The sequence below is a fragment of the Mesorhizobium sp. WSM4848 genome (genome assembly GCF_055811375.1).
In genome coordinates, this window is the sequence record NZ_JBVVPX010000038.1 from 23,610 (window position 1) to 41,119 (window position 17,510).

A 17,510-nucleotide genomic window follows, 5' to 3' on the forward strand; every position below is an offset into this window, starting at 1 on the left:
TAGCAGGTGATTTCGCGGACGGCTCATCCCGCGGGAATCCGGTTGTGAAGAACCGCGATTAATGCTAATGCAAATCATTCTCATTTGCATATTGGCAGTACGATGACTGAAGTCAGCATGTGGTTCCGCGAAAAGATCAGCAGGCGTGGGCTGCTTTGGGGCGGTCTGGCGGCGGCCGGAGGCTCGGCGATGGCGGGAACGGCGGCTGGTCAAGCGGTCCATTCCGGCCATGGGGCGGCGTCGGCCGCGGGCATTGAGCCGCCTCCAGCGCATTTGGCCGCCCACGGATCGATGATCACCGTCGGAGACGTGGACAACGAGCGCAACGGCTTCGATCCTTCCCGGATGGTGACGGACTGGGAAACGGGCTCAGTGTCGGCGCTTCCCGACGGACGAACCCTTCGGACTTTCGAGATCGAGGCAGTCGACAAGGAAATCGAAATCGCGCCGGGGATCATGTTCCCGGCCTGGACCTACAACGGACGCGTTCCCGGGCCTGCGCTCAGGGCGACCGAAGGCGAGCACCTGCGGATGGTATTCCGCAACTCCGGCTCGCATCCCCACTCCATGCACTTCCACGGCATCCACGCCGCAAGAATGGACGGCGTCCCCGGTGCAGGATTGATCGGTCCGGGAGAAGAATTCGTCTATGAGTTCGATGCCAGGCCGTTCGGCTGCCATCTCTATCACTGCCATGCGCTGCCCCTGAAGCGGCACATCCACAAAGGCATGTATGGCCTCTTCGTGATCGATCCGGACCCGGCCCGCCATCTGGATTTGGCCGACGTCGCCCGTTCCCGCCTGCTCGGCACGCCCGAGAATGCCGAATGGCAGGAATTCGCCATGGTGATGAATGGCTTCGACACCAACTTCGACAACGAGAACGAAGTCTATGCGGTGAATACGGTCGCGCACGCCTACATGAAGCGTCCGATCCGGATCGTCCGCGGCCGCCCAGTCCGCATCTATCTGGCCAATGTAGTCGAGTTCGATCCTATCAACTCATTCCACCTGCACGCCAATTTCTTCGACTATTTCGAACAGGGGACGACGCTCACGCCGACCTTGAGGACGGTCGACCTGATCACTCAGGTGCAGGCGCAGCGCGGCATCCTCGAGTTTACCTACAAGGATCACGAGACCGGGCTCTACATGTTCCACCCGCACCAGTCGGAGTTCACCGAACTCGGCTGGACGGGCATGTTCGACGTGGTGGAGGCGGTCGCATGAACGAGGTCTCGCACATCGCCGCCGTCGACCCGACCGCTCCCGTCGGCTCCGGAAAATCACGCGCCGCTTTGCTGTGGCTGATCTTGCCGCTGGCCGCCCTCGGCCTGGCGATCGCTTGGCTGCTGGTCTCTGACCCGCTCAGAAACTTCGGGAACGGCGCTCCGCCTGTGGAGAGCCTGACTTTCGAGCGGACGATCCTTTCGTCCGACGGCATCCGGGTCCTCGTCCGCGCCGGCGGCTCGGAGCCGATGACGATCGCCCAAGTCCAGGTTGACGACGCATACTGGCAGTTCACGCAGGAACCCGCAGGACCGCTCGCCCGCGGCGCTACGGCATGGATCCACCTGCCCTTCCCCTGGGTGCTGGGGGAGGCGCATGCCATCAACATCGTCACCAACACCGGAGCGACGTTCGGGCACGAGATCGCGGTCGCAGTGCCTACCCCGAGGCGGGATGCAAGGAGCCTCGCCTCCCAGGCGCTGCTAGGCGTGTTTGTCGGCCTTGTTCCAGTCGCCATCGGAATGATGTTTTTTCCAGCGCTGCGCGGAGTCGGCCGCAACGGCATGAATTTCCTGCTCGCCCTGACTGTCGGCCTGCTGGCGTTCCTGTTGGTTGACGCCACGGCTGAAGCTTTCGAACTGGCGGGCGAGTCCGCCGCAATATTCCAGGGACAGGCGATGGTCGTCCTCGCAGCCGCTGCGAGTTTCCTCCTGCTGATGGCGACCGGCCGCCGGGACGGAGTGCCGACCGGACTTGCGCTCGCCACGTTCATCGCGCTTGGAATCGGCCTGCACAATCTTGGCGAGGGGCTGGCCATCGGCGCCGCGTTCGCGGCAGGCGCGGCCGGATTGGGCACTTTCCTGGTGTTGGGCTTCATGCTGCACAACATCACCGAAGGCATCGGTATTTCCGCGCCGATGCTGAAGAAGCGCCCGCCTCTGTGGACCTTCGTCGGCTTGGCGCTTCTGGCGGGCGGTCCCGCCGTCATCGGACTTTGGATCGGAAGCCTGGCCTATGCGCCGCAGTGGTCGGCGCTGGCTCTCGCGGTCGGAGCGGGAGCCATTCTGCAGGTCATTGTCGAGGTCACTGCGTACCTGATGAGGTCGGACGGGAGAGGCCCGGCGGCGCTTACAGCGCCAGCCACGATGGCGGGGTTGGCGGCAGGCGTTTCGTTCATGTATGTGACCGCCATGCTCGTCAAAGTCTGATCTGCCGCGGCGACAGCTTGTCCGGTCGCTCCTGCCGGGTCGTCGCTGTGAACTGCGGGCGCGGATATCGGTTGCGGCAAATAGCGGAGACGCGCGCGGGCATGCTCACGCTTCGGTGCGGTTGATACCCTGCCCGGATCGCATTTTAACGCTTCATTAACGAGAAGAATCACGGGCATGGACTTATAGGATTTGAAGAAGCGCGAGGGCGGATTCTGGCCGCCGTTCTGCTCGGATTGGCGGCGACGGGACAAGGCTTCCAGCCCGCCCAGGCGCATTGGGGAGCAATGCTGACGGGCGGCCCTACCACCCAGCCGATCGGGCATTACGAGTTCTCCAAAACCAATCCCAAGGAATGTGCCATTCGCACTCGCGACCTGTCTCCGGTGCAGATGTCGGAGGAGTTCCGGCAGCGGATCTCCGAGGTCAACCGCGATGTGAATCGGTCCGTCGAGCCGATGCTCGACGTCGAATTGTTCGGCAAGGAGGAACTCTGGACCTACCCCGGGAAGGCGGGTGATTGCGAGGACTACGTCCTCCAGAAGCACCGTGTCCTCCGAGCGGTATTTGTCACACTCGTTCAATGGTCGAGATCAAGGCGTAGAACCACTCAAACTACATCGAAGGCCATCAGCCACGCGTCAGAGAGTTGCCGTTTGGCGCAATAGCGCTGCAAGCGGCCGCGTGTCTTTTCTCCGCGACCCAAGCCTAGATACCGAACGGCATTGCGCCAGTAGATATTCTGCAACTGGTCCGGCGTGAAGCCCGCGAGACGAAGTTGAGCGTCGAGATTTGCGAGATAGTTGTTGTTGTCGAGTTCCTTGGCGGTCATGGTCCAGTCGGTGCCGTATATCAGGTGGCGCACGTCTGGATCATAGGCAATACGAAACTGTTCCAAACGGCGGCGGATCTCAGGGCGCTGTTCTTCTTGGCTATCCGGGATGGTCAGTTCGCTGAGATAGCCCAAATCGGCGAACAGGAAGTCGCGACCATCGTCCCTGATAGTCTTGCCGATAATGTCCTCCCAGACGGGGCCTGAGTATTTATCTGCCTCGCATCTTAGTCCCTGAGGCGTATTGCCCCCAATGTCGAGCGCTTCGTCGAAGCCGCCGAAATGGGCGAGATTGATTCGAAGGCGACCATATTTCGGGTCAGCAAGCAGTTTTCGCCACCATTTGGGGCTTGCACGATGCCCATAGCCGCAAACTGAACCCAGGCTGTTTTCGGCATGCGCGATGATCGGCACATCTTCGGCCGCGCACCAATCGTATAGTTCCATAAGCGCGCGTTCAACGCGCTCGCCGCTTGCGCCTTTTGGGTCTTTCGGAACCTCGAGATCGTCGCCGTTCTCAAGGGGCTGGAATCCCATCGGCGGATAGAGTTTGACGCCGACGAAGCCGCAATCGTTGACAGCATGCTTGACCAGCTTCAACACATTGCGGTCTTCCGCCGAGCGGCGCGGGTCGAAGCCCACCATGCTGTGCATGTGGATACCGGTAGATTGCGCTGTGGTAACTTGAAGCGCATCCATGACATCCACTTGTTCGGCGATGGACGAGATTGGCGCCCTGCCTAACCAGCGGTGCATATCGAGAAAGCTCGGCGTGATCATCTGCACGCAGCGCTTGTCTGCGAAGACCCGGATATATTCCCGCGCGATTGCCTCACGGCTGCCCAGCAGCAAACGAGCGAAATCGATATAGCGTGCGATTTTCGAACCCTTGCCCTTTAGCCTTCGGGCCACCGCAACCGCTTCAGCTTTGTTAAGCGGCTCGCCACTTCGCTTGGCCGTCGCAACGCCGGCTTCGGCATAGATCTGGTTGAGCAGCGCACGATAGTCGGGTATGGCCTGTTTGCCGACGATCGATTGAACGACCTTGTTTGGCGCGCGCTGGCTTTGATCGAGGGTCAGCAGTGCATCTGCCACCGCCTCGGTCTGGCGGTCGTCCAAGTTCTCCGGCTTTTCCATCGGCTGACGCCGCCGCAGATTGGCGGCTTCTTGCTTCGCGGTAATCGTCCTGGCACTGAGGATCAAAACCAGCAGCACGACCAGCGCGTCCACAATAGCGCCGGCCCGGGCAGATTTTAATTCCGGAAAAACCTCTTCCCGGTGCTCACCAAGCACGACATATCTGACAAAGCCTTCAACTGGCACGTCCGAAGCATTGAAGAGGTGGCAGTGGACATCGATGACGTTGCCGCGTCCATCTACAACGCAGAGTCCCGGGGGCAGCGGCCGCGATGCACATGCGGGCAGTATCGCGGCGGTTGCTGCGCCACCCAGCCAGTGTAGCAGCATCCGTCGATTTGGGATGCCCGCAGCATCCCCAATCAAGTTGCGCATTTGGCCGCCCCCCAATTGCCCCGGGTAATGTGCGACAAAAAAGATCTGCTGTCACGGGCCGGCGCACGGCCTTAGCGGCTGGACACGATCAAATGCGATCCCGCCCGTAAGCTGCCCCCTCTGTCTCTGAGGGACAGTGCCCTCTTTGGGTCCTACGTGCGTCGTCCGATCAGCGAGCACAGAGCGCCGGTTCCGGAGATTCGCGACCGCTCTTCGTCGCGGCCCTTCGCCCAACGGTCGATCGGGGGCCCTCAGACCGACCGTCAGACCCACCCGAACAGGCCTGGCTCATTGCTTCGTGCTCGCCTCCCGGAACGCCGCCTCTCCGGCCTCCGACACCTCGGCCCACTTCTTGTCGGCCGCAGGATCCGCGGCGTAGCTGTCGTGCCAGTTCCACCATTTGTAGGCCGGGGTCTGCGGATAGCCCTCGGGCGAGTCCTCCCAAACTTCCTGCCGGCCCAGCGGGGTGATGTCGAGATAGTTCCAGGTGCCGCCCATCTGCTCGTCGCCGCGGTTGTTGATGAAGTAGGTGCGGAACACGCGGTCGCCGTCGCGGATGAATACGTTGTGGCCGTGCCACTCGTCGACGCCGAAGTCGGCGTCGAAGCTGTCGGTGAGCGTGAACCACGGTATCTCCCAGCCCATCCGCGCCTTCAGCCGCGCGATATCCGCCTGAGGCGCGCGCGAGACGAAGACAAGAGTGGTGTCGCGGGCGTTCAGATGGGCGAGGTGGGCGACCTGGTCGGCCACCATGGAGCAGCCGCGGCAGGCATGGTCGGGCCAGCCGAACACGCCCGGCTCGAAGAAGGCGCGGTAGACGATCAGCTGACGCCGACCGTCGAACAGGTCGAGCAGGCTCACCTTCCCGTCGGGCCCCTCGAACGCATAGTTCTTCTCCACCGCCATCCACGGCATCCGCCGCCGCTCGGCGGCCAGCGCGTCACGGGCGCGGGTCTGGGCCTTTTCCTTCACGAGCAGCTGCTCGTGGGCCGCTTCCCACTCCTGCGGCGACACCACCGGTGGTGTGTGCATGGCAGTCTGTCCGCCTTTCCGTCCGTTCTCGGCTGCTGAAGTCATGGCTTCCTCCTGATCTGGGCGCGCGCGTCATCGCTGAAGCGCGGCTCATTCGCTGCTCATCGCTCGTTATTGGGCCTGAAATAGATTGGCACCGGAAAATGACCAGTGGGAGTAACAAGTGTGACGCTATTCCGGAAGCCGCCGATCAAAACCGCGGCGGGTGCGCCGGAAGCGGGTGATCCCCTCGGCGCGTTGAACCGCATGGCGTGGGCGACGGTGCTCCCGCCGCATGCCCCGGTGCGCTGGCGCCATTCAAAACGTTGAGGGCAGCGTTTCGAAGATTGGGCTCAAACTCGATCGGACTTGCTGCCGCCAATGGCCGAGAACCTTGCTGCTTGAACTGGTCGGCGGGAACTAGCAAAGACCGCCATAACGGGCATCCGACACTGAACGCCAGAGCGGACGTTGACTCTCTTCTCCGCTACATCAACCCCACCAATCTACCGTCCACCGGGCTATGTCGAAGACGAACGGTGGAGATCGACTCGCGCCACGGCGTAGGCGTCAAGAGAGATGAATTGGTCATCCAACCGTCTTCCGGGACTTTCCATGAAATTCGGATCGGCTGCCGCCCGCTCGAACTGGTCGGCAGCAAGAAGAGCAGTGCGGGCGCTGATCGGCGTATCCGGAAGCTGCACTGATTGCTTTTTGGCAGTGAGATTCGAGAGCCACAGCGTCGTGCGCCCGTCTTTTTCGGCCGCGATCGCCGCGATGCTGTCAGCTCCGGAAGTTCCCACGGACAGCAGGGTGGCCCCGCTGAGTTTTGATAGGCCTGCCATGACATGGAAAGCGGGATACATCATTCGGCCATCCTGTTCGTCAAACCACGGCTGCACGAAATCGGCCTTCCTGTAGACGTATCCGAACGGGCCGGTGAAGTCGCCGAATGCGACGGCCTCGATTCCCTCGCGCGCGCAGGCCGCGAAATAGCCGACTGTCCAAGCCGCATTGAACAGGCCGCGCTGCCGAGGATCGATGCGGCTCAGACAGACGCGACCGTTCGCTTCATTCGGCGTAGTGGACTTGCCGTAGGGGTTCTCGCGGCAGCCTAGCTGACTGGGACCTATACGCAGGGGCAGGCGGTCGCCCATGAAAGCACGGGTCGAGCGGATCAGATGGGGGATAGCCTGAAGCGTCTCCATCACGGAGACATCATCTGCTGCGTGCACGTTTGGACAGGTGGTGAAGGTTGCGTAGTCGAGCGTTCCGGTTGGCGGACGCTTGCGGTTTAGCTCGGTGAAGTATGCGGCCATGCCACCGCCCAGCGGCACCCCGGGGAAAGCCCGGCGGGCGGCGGCGTAGTTTTGCTCGAAGGTGGGCATCGTCGGCCACGGTGCTCCCGGCTGCACCGACTTCATATCCTGCGCCGGAAAGACGGAGACGGCTTCTGGATTGAGGCGAAGGCTTTGGACAGCATCCGCGAGAGGCGCCAATTCGCCGAAGGGATCGAGCGTGCCCCTGGTGATGATCTCAAGTACGACGCCAGCGCCGGTCAACTGTGCCAGGGCGGTGTAACTTTCAAGTTCATCCTGGCCGTGCCCGAACCGGAGATCGACTTGGCAGGCCATCCACTGCGGAGCCAAACGTCGAATGAGCTCGGGGATTTCAAGCGCGTGTTTCGCCTCGTCGGCAGCGACGCCGATGCCAATGCGGGGCACTCGACCGATGGCTCTGCCGATCGTCAGGTTGATGGATGGATTGGGGTTTTTGGAAGACCCGACAGGGAGCGTTCCCAACAGCTGAAGTCGGACGGCCTGCGTGAATTTCTCGCCTTTCGGCAATCTGTAGGGCCACGGGCGACGCAGGGGACGGACATAGGTTTTGTAGGAGGCGTCGGACCAATTGCGCTGATCCTCCATTTCAAAGGCGTCACCTTCCATGGTGCATGTGGCCCAGATTCCAGGCACGATCTCGTGCGAAAGCGCGCGAATGTCGGTGAACGGACACCTAGGATCGATGGTGTCCGGAAAAAGCGAGAGTTTTTCGCGACCGTCCTCGTGCAGCACCTTTACCGGCTTGCCGGCCAAACCCTCGATCGGATGCAGCACGACGAAGCCGGTTCTGTTGGTCAATACGTCAGTTTCGGGCTCTGCGTCCACCACAAACGACAGCGCACCGTCGCTCCCGCCTGCGATCCGCGCCTGGTAGACCAGCCGACCGCACGCACCGGCGCATGTTCCACGGTAGGCGACGCTGAACGCATCCGGCTTTTCATCGATCTGAAGGTCGTCGAGAATGGGCGTCTCGGTTCCCCAGTTCTCGTCCCGTACGAGAAATGAGATCCCGCGCAGAACCTCGACCCCGCCGATACGCACATAGCGTATCGCCCCATTGTCAAACTCGACCGACAAGGGTCCCGCGCGCAGCGTCCGCAACTGCGGATCGACCTGTTCGGTCCCACACAAGCGGATTGCTCGAGATGCTGCCGTGGTCAAATCGCTCTCTCGGTCTTGGCGTCGAAAATCGAGGCCCGGTTCATGTTGATGTCGATCGGCAGCCTCTCGCCGGGACGACTGACGTCGTGCGCCTGCAGTTCCGCCATCACCGGCGCGCCGGCCAGGCGGAAGGTCGCATAGCTGCGCGAGCCGGTCGGCTGCAGCAGGTCGATCGTTGCGTCGTAGCGAAACGTGCCCTGCGCAGGTGTCGCAGCATGCGCGCGCGTCAGATGCTCTGGCCGCAGTCCAAGCAGCACCGCCTGTCCGTCAATGGCGCCATTCAGGCTCCGGCCGGGGGCGACCGGAAGCAGCGCCTCGGAGAGCCGGATGGCGGCAACGCTGCCGTCCAACTTCAGCGTGCCCGGCAGGAAGCTCATGCGCGGCGAACCGAGAAAGCCGGCGACGAAGGTCGAGGCGGGGCGCTCGAACAGGTCGAGCGGCGCGCCCTGCTGCTCGATCATCCCGTCGCGCATCAGCACGATGCGGTCAGCCAGAGTCATCGCTTCGATCTGGTCATGGGTGACGTAGATCATCGTTGTGGCAATGTCCTGGTGAAGGCGCTTGATCTCGCCGCGCATCTCGTCGCGAAGCTGCGCGTCGAGGTTGGACAGCGGCTCGTCGAACAGGAAAATGCGCGGGCTGCGGACGATGGCGCGACCGATGGCGACGCGCTGGCGCTGCCCGCCGGACAATTGGCGCGGAAAGCGCCCGAGCAGCGGGGTGATGCCAAGCATGCGCGCCGCCTCGGCGACGCGCGCCTCCACCTCTGGCTTCGGCATCTTGCGGGCCTTCAGGCCGAAGCCAATGTTTTTCGCCACGTTCATGTGGGGATAAAGCGCATAGTCCTGGAACACCATCGCCACGTCACGGTCGCGCGGTCGGAAATCGTTGACCACTTCGCCGCCGATCTCGATCGTGCCTTCCGAACTTTCCTCCAGCCCTGCGATGGTCCTCAAGAGCGTACTCTTGCCACAGCCGGACGGGCCGACCAGCACGGTGAACTCGCCGTCGCGAATGTCCAGGTCTATGCCGCGCACGGCATGGAAGGCGCCGTAGCGCTTGTGCAAGCCGGTGATCCTGACTTCGGCCATGCCGACCCTTTCTATCCGCGAACAGCGCCGAGCGTGAGCCCGCGCACGAGATGTCGTTGGGCAAGTACTCCCAGCGCGATCGACGGCACGAGGGAGACGATGGCCAGGGCTGCCGCCTCGCCATATTGCGCGCCTTGGAAACCGATGAAGGCGCGAAACACCGTTGGCAGGGTGAAAGCAGTGCGGCTGGTCAGAATCAGCGCGAAGAAGAACTCCGTCCAGCAGGCGATGAAGGCGAAGACGGCCGCCGCGACGATGCCGGGCGCGGCGAGCGGCACGGCGACGCGCCAGAACGCCTCCCAGCGCGTGCAGCCGTCGACAAGGGCCGCCTCCTCCATCGATTTCGGCATGCCGCGGAAATAGGCGAACATCATCCATACCGACACCGGCAGCGTGAACACCGTATAGGCGATGATCAGGCCGATATGCGTGTCGTAGAGGCCAACGCCGCGGTAGATCAGGAACACCGGCAGCACGATGCCGATGGGCGGCAGGAAGCGCTGCGACAGCACCCAGAACGACAGATGCTGGCCGCCGGTGTTGTAGCGCGCCAGGCTGTAGGCCATCAGCGTGCCGAACAGGGCCGAGAGCACCGTTGCCGACAGCGAGATGATCAGGCTGTTGATCAGCCCGTCGAGGCCGCGATAGGCGAACAGCGCAGCTTCATAGTGGACAAGGGTGGGTGCGGTTGGGAACCAGACCGGCGGCACGGTGAGATAGTCGTCGCTCGGCTTGATCGAGGTGTTGAACATCCAGTAGAGCGGCCACAACACGAAGACCAGGAAGAAGCCGAGCAGCAGGATGCGGCCGACCGGTATCGACCGGCGTTTCGGGCGACGGACAGGCGCGACGGCCGCCATCAGACCGGCTCCGTCTTCAAAAGCCGTCGCACCAGCAGCATCACCACGAGCGCGGTGAAGATCAGGAACAACCAGCTTCCGGCGGTCGCCTGCGACAGGTGGAACTGGGTGAAGCCGACGGTGTAGAGATAGTAGGAGGCGGTGTAGGTCCGCGTGCCTGGCCCGCCGCCTGTCATGATGAAAATAGTATCGAACATGCGGATTGCATCGAGCAGCCGAAAGGTCAGCGCCAGCAACATCATTGGCGCGAGGTGCGGCAGGGTTATCGCCCAGAACGCCTGCCAGGCATTGACCCCGTCGAGTTCCGCCGCCTCGTAAAGGTTCGGGGGAATGGCGGTAAGCCCGGCGAGCAGGATGACGAACATGAACGGTGTCCACTGCCAAACATCGGCGATAATCAGCGAAAAATAGAGCCATGGCGATTCGGTCATCCAGCCGATTGTCACCTCCTGCCCCAGAAGTTGCGTCAAAATGTAGTTGGTCGGCCCGAAAGGCCGCTGCAGCAGCAGCGTCCAGGCCTGGCCGACGATAACCGGGCTGATGAACAGCGGCACGATCAGGATCGACATTATCACGCCGCGGCCCGGAAAGCTGCGAACCATGGTCAGCGCCACCAGAAGGCCGAGAACGAATTCGATAGCGACGCTAATCCCCGAGAGCCACGCTGTCAGCCAAAGCGACCAGCGCGCGACGGGATCGAACACGACGCGTTCGAAATTCTTCAATCCGACAAAGGCGTGGCCCGGCACCTGGAAATCATAGTTGATGAAAGACACGACCAGCGAGAACAGCAGCGGATAGACCGACAGCGCCAGGATCAGCAGTACTGCTGGCGCCACCAGCAGCCATTTGAAGTGGCGGTCCGCCCATTGTGCGAAGCCCGACAGTCGTGGCGGGGCGCCAGCGGCCTTCAAGCGACTGATGGTGGCGGTATGCTGCATCGATTACATCCCAAAACCTGCCTGACGGTTGCGACAGGTGTTGCGGACCAAGCGCCCGCAACACGGATTTTGATCAAGAAACCGGCCTGCGCCGCGACGCAGGCCGAGGTTCACAGGGTGACCGCCATGCCGAGCTTCTCCACCGTGTTGTCGGCAGTAGCGCCCGGCAGTTTCAGGAACTCGGTGTAGAATGCCTTCTGCGAATCGACGCCGAGCCGGTCGGTCGTCTCATTCCACTCGGCCGCCGCTGTTTCTAGCGACGCCTTCGGATCCGCACCGGCCCACACAGCCGTGCACATGCGGTCGATGCTCAGGAAATAGTCCTGCGCGCCGGGCATGATCGGGTCGAGGAGACCGACATTGGCCGAGCTGTTAAGATTGCTCAGGTACTCCTTGGCGCTCGGGAACAGCGCGCCGTAAAGCTCGGATTTGAAGTGGGAGATGCGGTAGGGATCGCGCAGGGCGTAGGGCAGCATGCAGCGCGCAAGCGAGACGGGCGGTGAGCAGACCCACTGCATGAACAGGTAGGCCGCTTCGGGGTTGGCCGAATCCGCCGACAGCGCCTTGTTGAAGCCGGTCGCATGTTCAGGATTGCCGGGCACGACGGCATAGCCGACCTTGCCGGCGATCTGTGATTGCGGGATGAAGTTGATTGCGGTGGCCGACTGCGAATAGTTCGCGGCCATGCGGCCAGACGGCGGCCAGGAGTAGATCATCGCTACCTTGCCGGTCAGGAACGCCGCCCACAGCGAGACGGCGTCGAGTTCATTGTTGCCGGGGATAGACGCCGCATTGGCTGCAATCATGTTTTGCAGCGTCTTCACGCCGGCATCCGAAACCAAGCCGGCTTTCATGTCGTCGCCGAACAGTTTTCCACCGTTGGCGCGGTACTGTTGCAGAAAGTCGAACTGATTGCCGGGACTGCCCGCCTTGCGGAAATGGCCTGCGCCATAAACGTTCGGCGCCATCTGGTCGGTGATGAACTGGGCGATCTGGGCATATTCCTCCCAGGTCTTCGGCGGCGCCAGCTTGGCGTTGAACTTGGCCTGATAGGCCTCAACCATCTTGGGATCCTCGAAGATGTCCTTGCGGTAGTAGAGAGCGAACATGTCGCCGTCGTCGAAGAAGCCCCAGATTTTGCCCTTGTAGGTCGGCAGCGCCTTGTAGAGCGGATGATAGTCCTCGAGGTCGGCCGGGTTCATGTATTTGGCGATGTAATCGTCGAGAGGTGCGATGACGCCGCCATCGGCTAGCGAGGGCGTCCAGGCTGGCGAGATGTCGAGGACGTCATAGGCGCCTGAGCCGGCAATGTGCTCGGCAACGGCCTTGGAGTACTGGTCCGGGTTCGACAGTTCGACCACGTTCGACTTCATGCCCGTAAGCTGCTCCCACATCGGTCCACTGAAATTGCGCGGATCGAGAGCCTGCAGGCCGACCTCGTAGGTCATGTTCAGCGTGACGCCCGAATGCGCCTTGGCGGCCTCGACGGCGCGGAAGGCGGAACCATCCGCCGGGCCTTCCATCGACGCCTTCATGGCCGCCGCCTGTGCCTGGCCGAGCGGCGAACCGGCGTCTGCCAGTTCGAGCTTCTGCTGCGCTAGCGCCCAATCTGTCATCATGGCGAGCATCGGTCCGGACGCCGCCAGCATGCCGGTCATCTGGCCGAAGCGGGTTATGAAGGTTCGGCGGGTGGTCTCGCCGCGCATAAAGGCGTCGACCTCTGCTTCGAGGCCTGCGTGAAAGTCACGCTTGTCATGATCGTTCATAGTGCTTGGTCCTCCCATTTTCGTTTGCCTTCACTCGTCCGCGGGCGCGGCGATCGAGTGTTTCTCCCGTGAAGCCGCCGCGAATCCTGTGGCGGCGCGCCGAATTCTTGACTCCTACGTTCCGAAGCGGGCAGCGAAACCGGCCAGCCGATTCTTCCATGCCTCGCTTGAAAGCACCTCGCTATTGACCACGCCGCGCGGCTCGCGGCCGTGCTGGACCTCGATGACCGCCTTCACGTCGGCGGCACCGTTGCCGGCAAAACACTGATCGGTCCAACAAAGCGCGTGCGGCGTCAGGATAACGTTGTCGAGCCTGAGGATCGGGTCGTCGGCTTCCGGCGGCTCCTGCTCCAGCACGTCGAGCCCCGCCCCGGCGATGCGGCGCTCCTGCAGCACTTTCGTCAGCGCCTTCTGGTCGACAATGGGACCGCGCGCGGTGTTGATCAGGTAAGCCGTCGGCTTCATCAGGGCGAGCCGCTCGGCATTGACGATATGGTGGGTCTGAGGCGTTAGCGGACAGCTCACCGACAGCACATCGGCGCGGCGGAACAGATCGTCCAGCCCGACCAGTTCGATGCCTAGTTCGGCAGCGACCTTGCTGTCGGCGAATGGGTCATGGGCGATGAATTTCATGTCGAAGGGCTTGGCCAAGCGAAAGACTTCGGCGCCGATGTTGCCGATGCCGAGCGATCCCAGCGTCCGCCCGACGAGGCCGACGCCCATATGCTCCGAACGCTTGTCGAACCCCTCACGTGCCTTGCGGGTCAGCGCGTCCTTGGTGAGCAGTTTGCCGGTCATTGCCAGCATGAAAGTGATGACGGATACGGCGACGGGCCGTCGCACGCCGTCGGGCGTGATGACAAGGGCGATGCCAGCGGCGGTGCAAGCCTCAACGTCGACGGTATCGTAGCCGACCCCGAAACGGGCAACGACGGCCAGGCGGCCGCTCTTGGGGACACTGGTCGCATCGAAGCGATGGGCAAGCAGGATCAATGCATCGAAGTCCTCAAGCTGTTCGGCGCGCAGCGGATTGTTCGGCTCCAGGAATGCCATCTCGATGCCGGGCGCATTGCGCAGCGGCTCCAGGTCGAAGTCGGGATAGGTCGGCGCGCCGTCCGGCTTGCGGAAATCACCGGAGAGCGCCACCCTGAACATTGCGTTGGCCATCGTCTCCTCCGCCTCACTCGCACCCGGCCCGGATCTTTGAGACCGCGTCAGCCATCGCATCGTGCAGGACCCAGACGTCACCCGAATAACAGATGAAATCGAAGCCTTGCGCGTAGAAGTCGTGACCCTGCTGGACGCTGGGTACCAGGCGTCCAAGCGATTTGTTGTGCTTCTTGGCGGCGGCAACGATCTTGTCCATCGCCGCGGTGAAGGTGGGATGGGCGAAGTCGCCGGGAACGCCGAGTGATACCGACAGATCGAAATGTCCGACCCACAGACAGTCGACCCCGTCCAGTCCCGCGATGCCGTCGATGCTGTTGACGCCGTCGGCGGTCTCGATCAGGCAGATGAATACCGAGCGCCGGTTGGCCGTTTCGAATTTATCTGTGACCGAGCCCGGACGGTAGCGGTCATGCGCGATCTGCAGCGCCACACCACGAGCGCCAGCAGGATGGTACTTCATCGAATTGATGATGTGCTGCGCCTGTTCGACCGTACTCACCATGGGCGCGATCAGGCCTTCAGCCCCCATGTCCATGGCGCGGGCGAGGAAATGATAGTCCTGCGACGGCACACGCACCATAACCGGCAGGTCGGCCGCCTCGAAATAGCGGATCGCGCTCTTCACCGTCTCCAGGCTGAAGCCCGAATGCTCCATGTCGAAGAAGACGAAGTCGCAGCCGGCGGATTTCAGAATGTGCCCGATTCCCGGCGTCGCGAATTCGGCGACGAGCGTGCCGAGCTTGACCCGTCGGTGCGCAGCCAACCCCTTGAGACTAGACTCTGACATGCGCTTCCCTCCCTTCGCCCCGAAGGGCGCAATCCGATTATGCTTTGTTCAAGGCGTTGCCTCGAGAACGAGGTCGCAGATCGTCACCAATTTGGTGTCAACGAGCGGCGCGCTTTGCGTGTTGAATTCATCGAAATGCGCCGTCCGGCAGTGTTCGTCGAAGGCGGCCTCGCTGTCGTAAATCTCGTAGAGCACGAGCCGGTCCGGTTCGCCGCGCGCCTCCGTCACGTCAAAGCGGCGGCAGCCGACCTCGTTGCGTACCGACGCGGTCGCATTGGCGTCGACGAGCTTTCGGAAGCTGTCTCGGGCGCCCGGCTTGAGGCGGAAATCGACCCAGACGACGAAGCTGGTCATCACATGGGCCTCGCGATTTCCAGATAGCGCCTCGACACATATTCCAGATGCCTGCGCATTGCCGCTTCGGACCCGTCCGGATCGCGCGCAGCGATCGCCTCGAAAATCTTGCGATGGGCCTCGTAGGCCTTGCGGTCTTCACCTTCGGCCAAAGTCGTCCGCCGCTGGTCGAGCAGCCATTCGGCCAACGCCGCATGGATAGCCGTGAAGATCCGATTGCGGGTGATCACCGCCAGCACGTAATGGAAGTCCACGTCAGTGCGTTCGAAGCGCGTGAGGTCGCCGATCGACTGCCGGTTTATCTCTAGCGCCGCCTTGAGGCTTTCAATGTCCTCTGGCGTGGCATTCACAGCGGCGTTGCGGGCAAGCCCGACCTCGAAAAACAAACGTGCGCTCTGGAAGTCTTGAACCCCGCCCGGGGCCGAAATCATGTGTCGCGCCGGCCCTGAGAGGGCGTCGATTACGAATTGGGGCGTGGGGCGGGTGACGCGGGCACGCTCGCCGGACCTCACTTCGACAAGGCCCATCTTGCTCAGATGCAGCAGCGCCTCACGGATTGAGGGGCGCCCGACCCCGAATTGCCGCATGAGTTCCCGTTCCGACGGCAGCCGCTCGGCTTCGGCCAGTTCTCCCTTGCGGATCATCCGCTCGAGGTGCTCTGCAACCTCGTCCGAAAGCTTCCGCTGTTTGATCTGAACCCCAATCACGTGGCATACCTTTGATACCAGCTAAGCACGCTATTGCCATCGTGCCCCTGTGTCAAACACAACTCAAATCGACAGACGCCCGCCTTCAGCTCCATCAGCCGCTCGGTGGCAAAGCCGATCATCTCGCGCAGGATATCGGTGTCGTGGGGCTTCTCTACGAGCGTACGCAGGTTCATCATGTCGTTGGTCATCGGTGGTTCCTTCGAATCAGGTTGTGTCAGCAACCCAACCCTACCGAAGAGCATCGATGACCACCGCAAAGCCGCTCGCTCGCCACAGCGCTGTTGAGGGCGCGCTCGCGAGCGGCTTCGCTACCGCCGACCTACACCCACGCGGTGGGACAAAACCAACCTGTGCGCCATCTCGGCTACCGGCTACAAACGTCCGAGAAGGGTCCGAACTCGATCGCTGACAGTGATTGGGTTCCGATCCGAGAGCGTCGCGTGTCCCAATGCAAGCGCAAAGGACGCTCTTTGAACTTTGCGCATGATCCTTTCCGGACCTAAGTAAGCACAGCAAAAGCCGGTACCGGTGTCGTGTGTCAGGCAATCGGAACCGGTATTCCGTCACATGACGCTAGATCTGGCCCGGCCGCAGCGTGGCCTGCGGGAAATACGGCCGGTTCGGCGCGTTTGGCCAGACCTGCGGCTCCAAGCAGAAGCCCGAATAAGCCTTGTAATGACGTCTCTCGAGCCCCGGCGAAGCTGGCGCCCGATACTGGCCGGTATAGAGCTGGACGCCCGGTTCCGTGGTCTACAGCTCCATCTCGACGCCGTAATTCGCACCTTGCGCCCATGACGCCAGCTTTGAGCGGTCCGCGCGTCGGAGCAAGGTAGAAATTCTGGTCGTAGGGGAGTTGGCTGCCCTCACTCTCCATGCGCAGCGGCCGCGCCTGGAGAGCTACTGAAGCATACACGACGAACCCGCGCGCTCCCCTCGAACTCTACGGCAGCACTCACTTCCCCAACGCCGCCGGGGTCGGCGCCACGTCCACGAGATCGACCACCGCAGCGGGAATGGCGTCGCTGACAACGAGCGCATCACCATCGCGTAGAATCTCGAAATCGATCGACGGCTGGCCGGCCGACTGGGGCACGGAAATGGTCATGCGCTGCCCGGGAGCGAGCGTGGAGATCACCCGCAGCGGCAGCGCGTCTCCTCCGGATGCCAAAGTTGCCACGATCCGATAGCCATCCTGCTCGACCGTATAGTAGACGACGCCGTCGAAGGCGGCGAGATGAACGCTATGCCCGTTGCCTGGCGCCAGTTCGGCCGCAGCCGAGGTCCCGGTCCAGACGAGGCCGGCGAATGCGAATACTGCGAAAAGTCTGGTCATGATAATTTCCTCCATCCGCCGGACGGGCGGACGCACACAGACAATCGTTGCGTTCCGCCTCTTTCTCGACCCACGCAGGATGAGCCCGACGGCACCATTCGTAACGAGAGCAGCACGATGGGCTGACGAAATCCGACGAAATCTTCCGATCGCCGACTAAATCCTCGACGATTGCTGGAATGACGACGGGCTTTGCCGTAGACT

16 protein-coding genes and 1 pseudogene are annotated in these 17,510 nt (G+C 62.3%); 3 read left to right on the plus strand and 14 right to left on the minus strand.

Annotated features, from left to right (window positions below):
- Positions 1 to 102 precede the first annotated feature (102 nt).
- The 3 genes from AC0L16_RS27445 (at position 103) to AC0L16_RS27455 (ending at position 3,106) form a co-directional block, all read left to right on the plus strand.
- A complete protein-coding gene (locus AC0L16_RS27445; RefSeq protein ID WP_473624421.1) occupies positions 103 to 1,230 on the plus strand; it encodes a multicopper oxidase domain-containing protein in 1,128 nt (375 codons plus the stop codon).
- Positions 1,227 to 2,438 carry a ZIP family metal transporter gene (locus AC0L16_RS27450; RefSeq protein ID WP_473624423.1) on the plus strand — a complete coding sequence of 404 codons (1,212 nt, stop codon included), beginning with the start codon at positions 1,227 to 1,229 and terminating at the stop codon, positions 2,436 to 2,438. Before AC0L16_RS27445 ends, AC0L16_RS27450 begins: the two co-directional genes overlap by 4 nt.
- 287 nt (positions 2,439 to 2,725) lie before the next feature.
- Positions 2,726 to 3,106, plus strand: coding sequence for a transglutaminase-like cysteine peptidase (locus AC0L16_RS27455; RefSeq protein ID WP_473624425.1), 381 nt, complete (start codon positions 2,726 to 2,728; stop codon positions 3,104 to 3,106).
- Here AC0L16_RS27455 and AC0L16_RS27460 read toward each other — a convergent pair.
- The 14 genes and pseudogenes from AC0L16_RS27460 to AC0L16_RS27525 form a co-directional block, all read right to left on the minus strand.
- Positions 3,049 to 4,782: an amidohydrolase family protein gene (locus AC0L16_RS27460; protein ID WP_473624427.1), complete on the minus strand. Its 1,734-nt coding sequence runs from the start codon at positions 4,780 to 4,782 to the stop codon at positions 3,049 to 3,051. The genes AC0L16_RS27455 and AC0L16_RS27460 overlap by 58 nt on opposite strands.
- A gap of 288 nt (positions 4,783 to 5,070) precedes the next feature.
- On the minus strand, positions 5,071 to 5,859 hold the full coding sequence (locus AC0L16_RS27465) for a DUF899 domain-containing protein (protein ID WP_473624429.1): 789 nt from the start codon (positions 5,857 to 5,859) through the stop codon (positions 5,071 to 5,073).
- A gap of 455 nt (positions 5,860 to 6,314) precedes the next feature.
- Entirely contained in the window at positions 6,315 to 8,294 is a 1,980-nt protein-coding gene (locus AC0L16_RS27470; protein ID WP_473624431.1) for a D-apionate lactonase family protein, read from the minus strand.
- Positions 8,291 to 9,385: an ABC transporter ATP-binding protein gene (locus AC0L16_RS27475; RefSeq protein WP_473624433.1), complete on the minus strand. Its 1,095-nt coding sequence runs from the start codon at positions 9,383 to 9,385 to the stop codon at positions 8,291 to 8,293. The genes AC0L16_RS27470 and AC0L16_RS27475 overlap by 4 nt, the downstream gene beginning before the upstream one ends.
- An 11-nt stretch (positions 9,386 to 9,396) precedes the next feature.
- The gene (locus tag AC0L16_RS27480; RefSeq protein ID WP_128246859.1) at positions 9,397 to 10,245 is read right to left on the minus strand and encodes a carbohydrate ABC transporter permease; all 849 of its coding nucleotides are present in this window, start codon (positions 10,243 to 10,245) and stop codon (positions 9,397 to 9,399) included.
- Positions 10,245 to 11,186: a carbohydrate ABC transporter permease gene (locus tag AC0L16_RS27485; protein ID WP_473624435.1), complete on the minus strand. Its 942-nt coding sequence runs from the start codon at positions 11,184 to 11,186 to the stop codon at positions 10,245 to 10,247. The genes AC0L16_RS27480 and AC0L16_RS27485 overlap by 1 nt, the downstream gene beginning before the upstream one ends.
- Positions 11,187 to 11,296: 110 nt before the next feature.
- On the minus strand, positions 11,297 to 12,952 hold the full coding sequence (locus AC0L16_RS27490; RefSeq protein WP_473624437.1) for an extracellular solute-binding protein: 1,656 nt from the start codon (positions 12,950 to 12,952) through the stop codon (positions 11,297 to 11,299).
- Between the two features lie 114 nt (positions 12,953 to 13,066).
- The gene (locus AC0L16_RS27495; RefSeq protein WP_473624438.1) at positions 13,067 to 14,119 is read right to left on the minus strand and encodes an NAD(P)-dependent oxidoreductase; all 1,053 of its coding nucleotides are present in this window, start codon (positions 14,117 to 14,119) and stop codon (positions 13,067 to 13,069) included.
- Positions 14,120 to 14,132: 13 nt separating this feature from the next.
- Entirely contained in the window at positions 14,133 to 14,909 is a 777-nt protein-coding gene (locus tag AC0L16_RS27500) for an HpcH/HpaI aldolase family protein (protein ID WP_473624440.1), read from the minus strand.
- A 48-nt stretch (positions 14,910 to 14,957) separates the two neighbouring features.
- Entirely contained in the window at positions 14,958 to 15,263 is a 306-nt protein-coding gene (locus AC0L16_RS27505; protein ID WP_128246864.1) for a putative quinol monooxygenase, read from the minus strand.
- On the minus strand, positions 15,263 to 15,970 hold the full coding sequence (nanR, locus tag AC0L16_RS27510) for a transcriptional regulator NanR (RefSeq protein WP_473624441.1): 708 nt from the start codon (positions 15,968 to 15,970) through the stop codon (positions 15,263 to 15,265). Before nanR ends, AC0L16_RS27505 begins: the two co-directional genes overlap by 1 nt.
- Positions 15,967 to 16,161: a hypothetical protein gene (locus tag AC0L16_RS27515; RefSeq protein WP_473624485.1), complete on the minus strand. Its 195-nt coding sequence runs from the start codon at positions 16,159 to 16,161 to the stop codon at positions 15,967 to 15,969. The genes nanR and AC0L16_RS27515 overlap by 4 nt, the downstream gene beginning before the upstream one ends.
- Before the next feature lie 385 nt (positions 16,162 to 16,546).
- Positions 16,547 to 16,865 (minus strand): annotated as a pseudogene (locus AC0L16_RS27520) (aldose epimerase family protein); the annotation flags it as partial.
- A 60-nt stretch (positions 16,866 to 16,925) separates the two neighbouring features.
- On the minus strand, positions 16,926 to 17,306 hold the full coding sequence (locus AC0L16_RS27525; RefSeq protein WP_473624443.1) for a hypothetical protein: 381 nt from the start codon (positions 17,304 to 17,306) through the stop codon (positions 16,926 to 16,928).
- Positions 17,307 to 17,510: the final 204 nt, after the last annotated feature.

What these genes read in the sequence shown, in the direction of transcription:
- AC0L16_RS27515 (WP_473624485.1), bottom strand. Translation starts at nt 16,161, where the DNA reads ATGACCAACGACATGATGAACCTGCGTACGCTCGTAGAGAAGCCCCAC.
- AC0L16_RS27445 (WP_473624421.1), top strand. Translation starts at nt 103, where the DNA reads ATGACTGAAGTCAGCATGTGGTTCCGCGAAAAGATCAGCAGGCGTGGG.
- AC0L16_RS27475 (WP_473624433.1), bottom strand. Translation starts at nt 9,385, where the DNA reads ATGGCCGAAGTCAGGATCACCGGCTTGCACAAGCGCTACGGCGCCTTC.
- AC0L16_RS27460 (WP_473624427.1), bottom strand. Translation starts at nt 4,782, where the DNA reads ATGCGCAACTTGATTGGGGATGCTGCGGGCATCCCAAATCGACGGATG.
- AC0L16_RS27525 (WP_473624443.1), bottom strand. Translation starts at nt 17,306, where the DNA reads ATGACCAGACTTTTCGCAGTATTCGCATTCGCCGGCCTCGTCTGGACC.
- AC0L16_RS27505 (WP_128246864.1), bottom strand. Translation starts at nt 15,263, where the DNA reads ATGACCAGCTTCGTCGTCTGGGTCGATTTCCGCCTCAAGCCGGGCGCC.
- AC0L16_RS27495 (WP_473624438.1), bottom strand. Translation starts at nt 14,119, where the DNA reads ATGGCCAACGCAATGTTCAGGGTGGCGCTCTCCGGTGATTTCCGCAAG.
- AC0L16_RS27500 (WP_473624440.1), bottom strand. Translation starts at nt 14,909, where the DNA reads ATGTCAGAGTCTAGTCTCAAGGGGTTGGCTGCGCACCGACGGGTCAAG.
- AC0L16_RS27490 (WP_473624437.1), bottom strand. Translation starts at nt 12,952, where the DNA reads ATGAACGATCATGACAAGCGTGACTTTCACGCAGGCCTCGAAGCAGAG.
- AC0L16_RS27450 (WP_473624423.1), top strand. Translation starts at nt 1,227, where the DNA reads ATGAACGAGGTCTCGCACATCGCCGCCGTCGACCCGACCGCTCCCGTC.
- AC0L16_RS27455 (WP_473624425.1), top strand. Translation starts at nt 2,726, where the DNA reads ATGCTGACGGGCGGCCCTACCACCCAGCCGATCGGGCATTACGAGTTC.
- AC0L16_RS27480 (WP_128246859.1), bottom strand. Translation starts at nt 10,245, where the DNA reads ATGGCGGCCGTCGCGCCTGTCCGTCGCCCGAAACGCCGGTCGATACCG.
- AC0L16_RS27485 (WP_473624435.1), bottom strand. Translation starts at nt 11,186, where the DNA reads ATGCAGCATACCGCCACCATCAGTCGCTTGAAGGCCGCTGGCGCCCCG.
- AC0L16_RS27465 (WP_473624429.1), bottom strand. Translation starts at nt 5,859, where the DNA reads ATGACTTCAGCAGCCGAGAACGGACGGAAAGGCGGACAGACTGCCATG.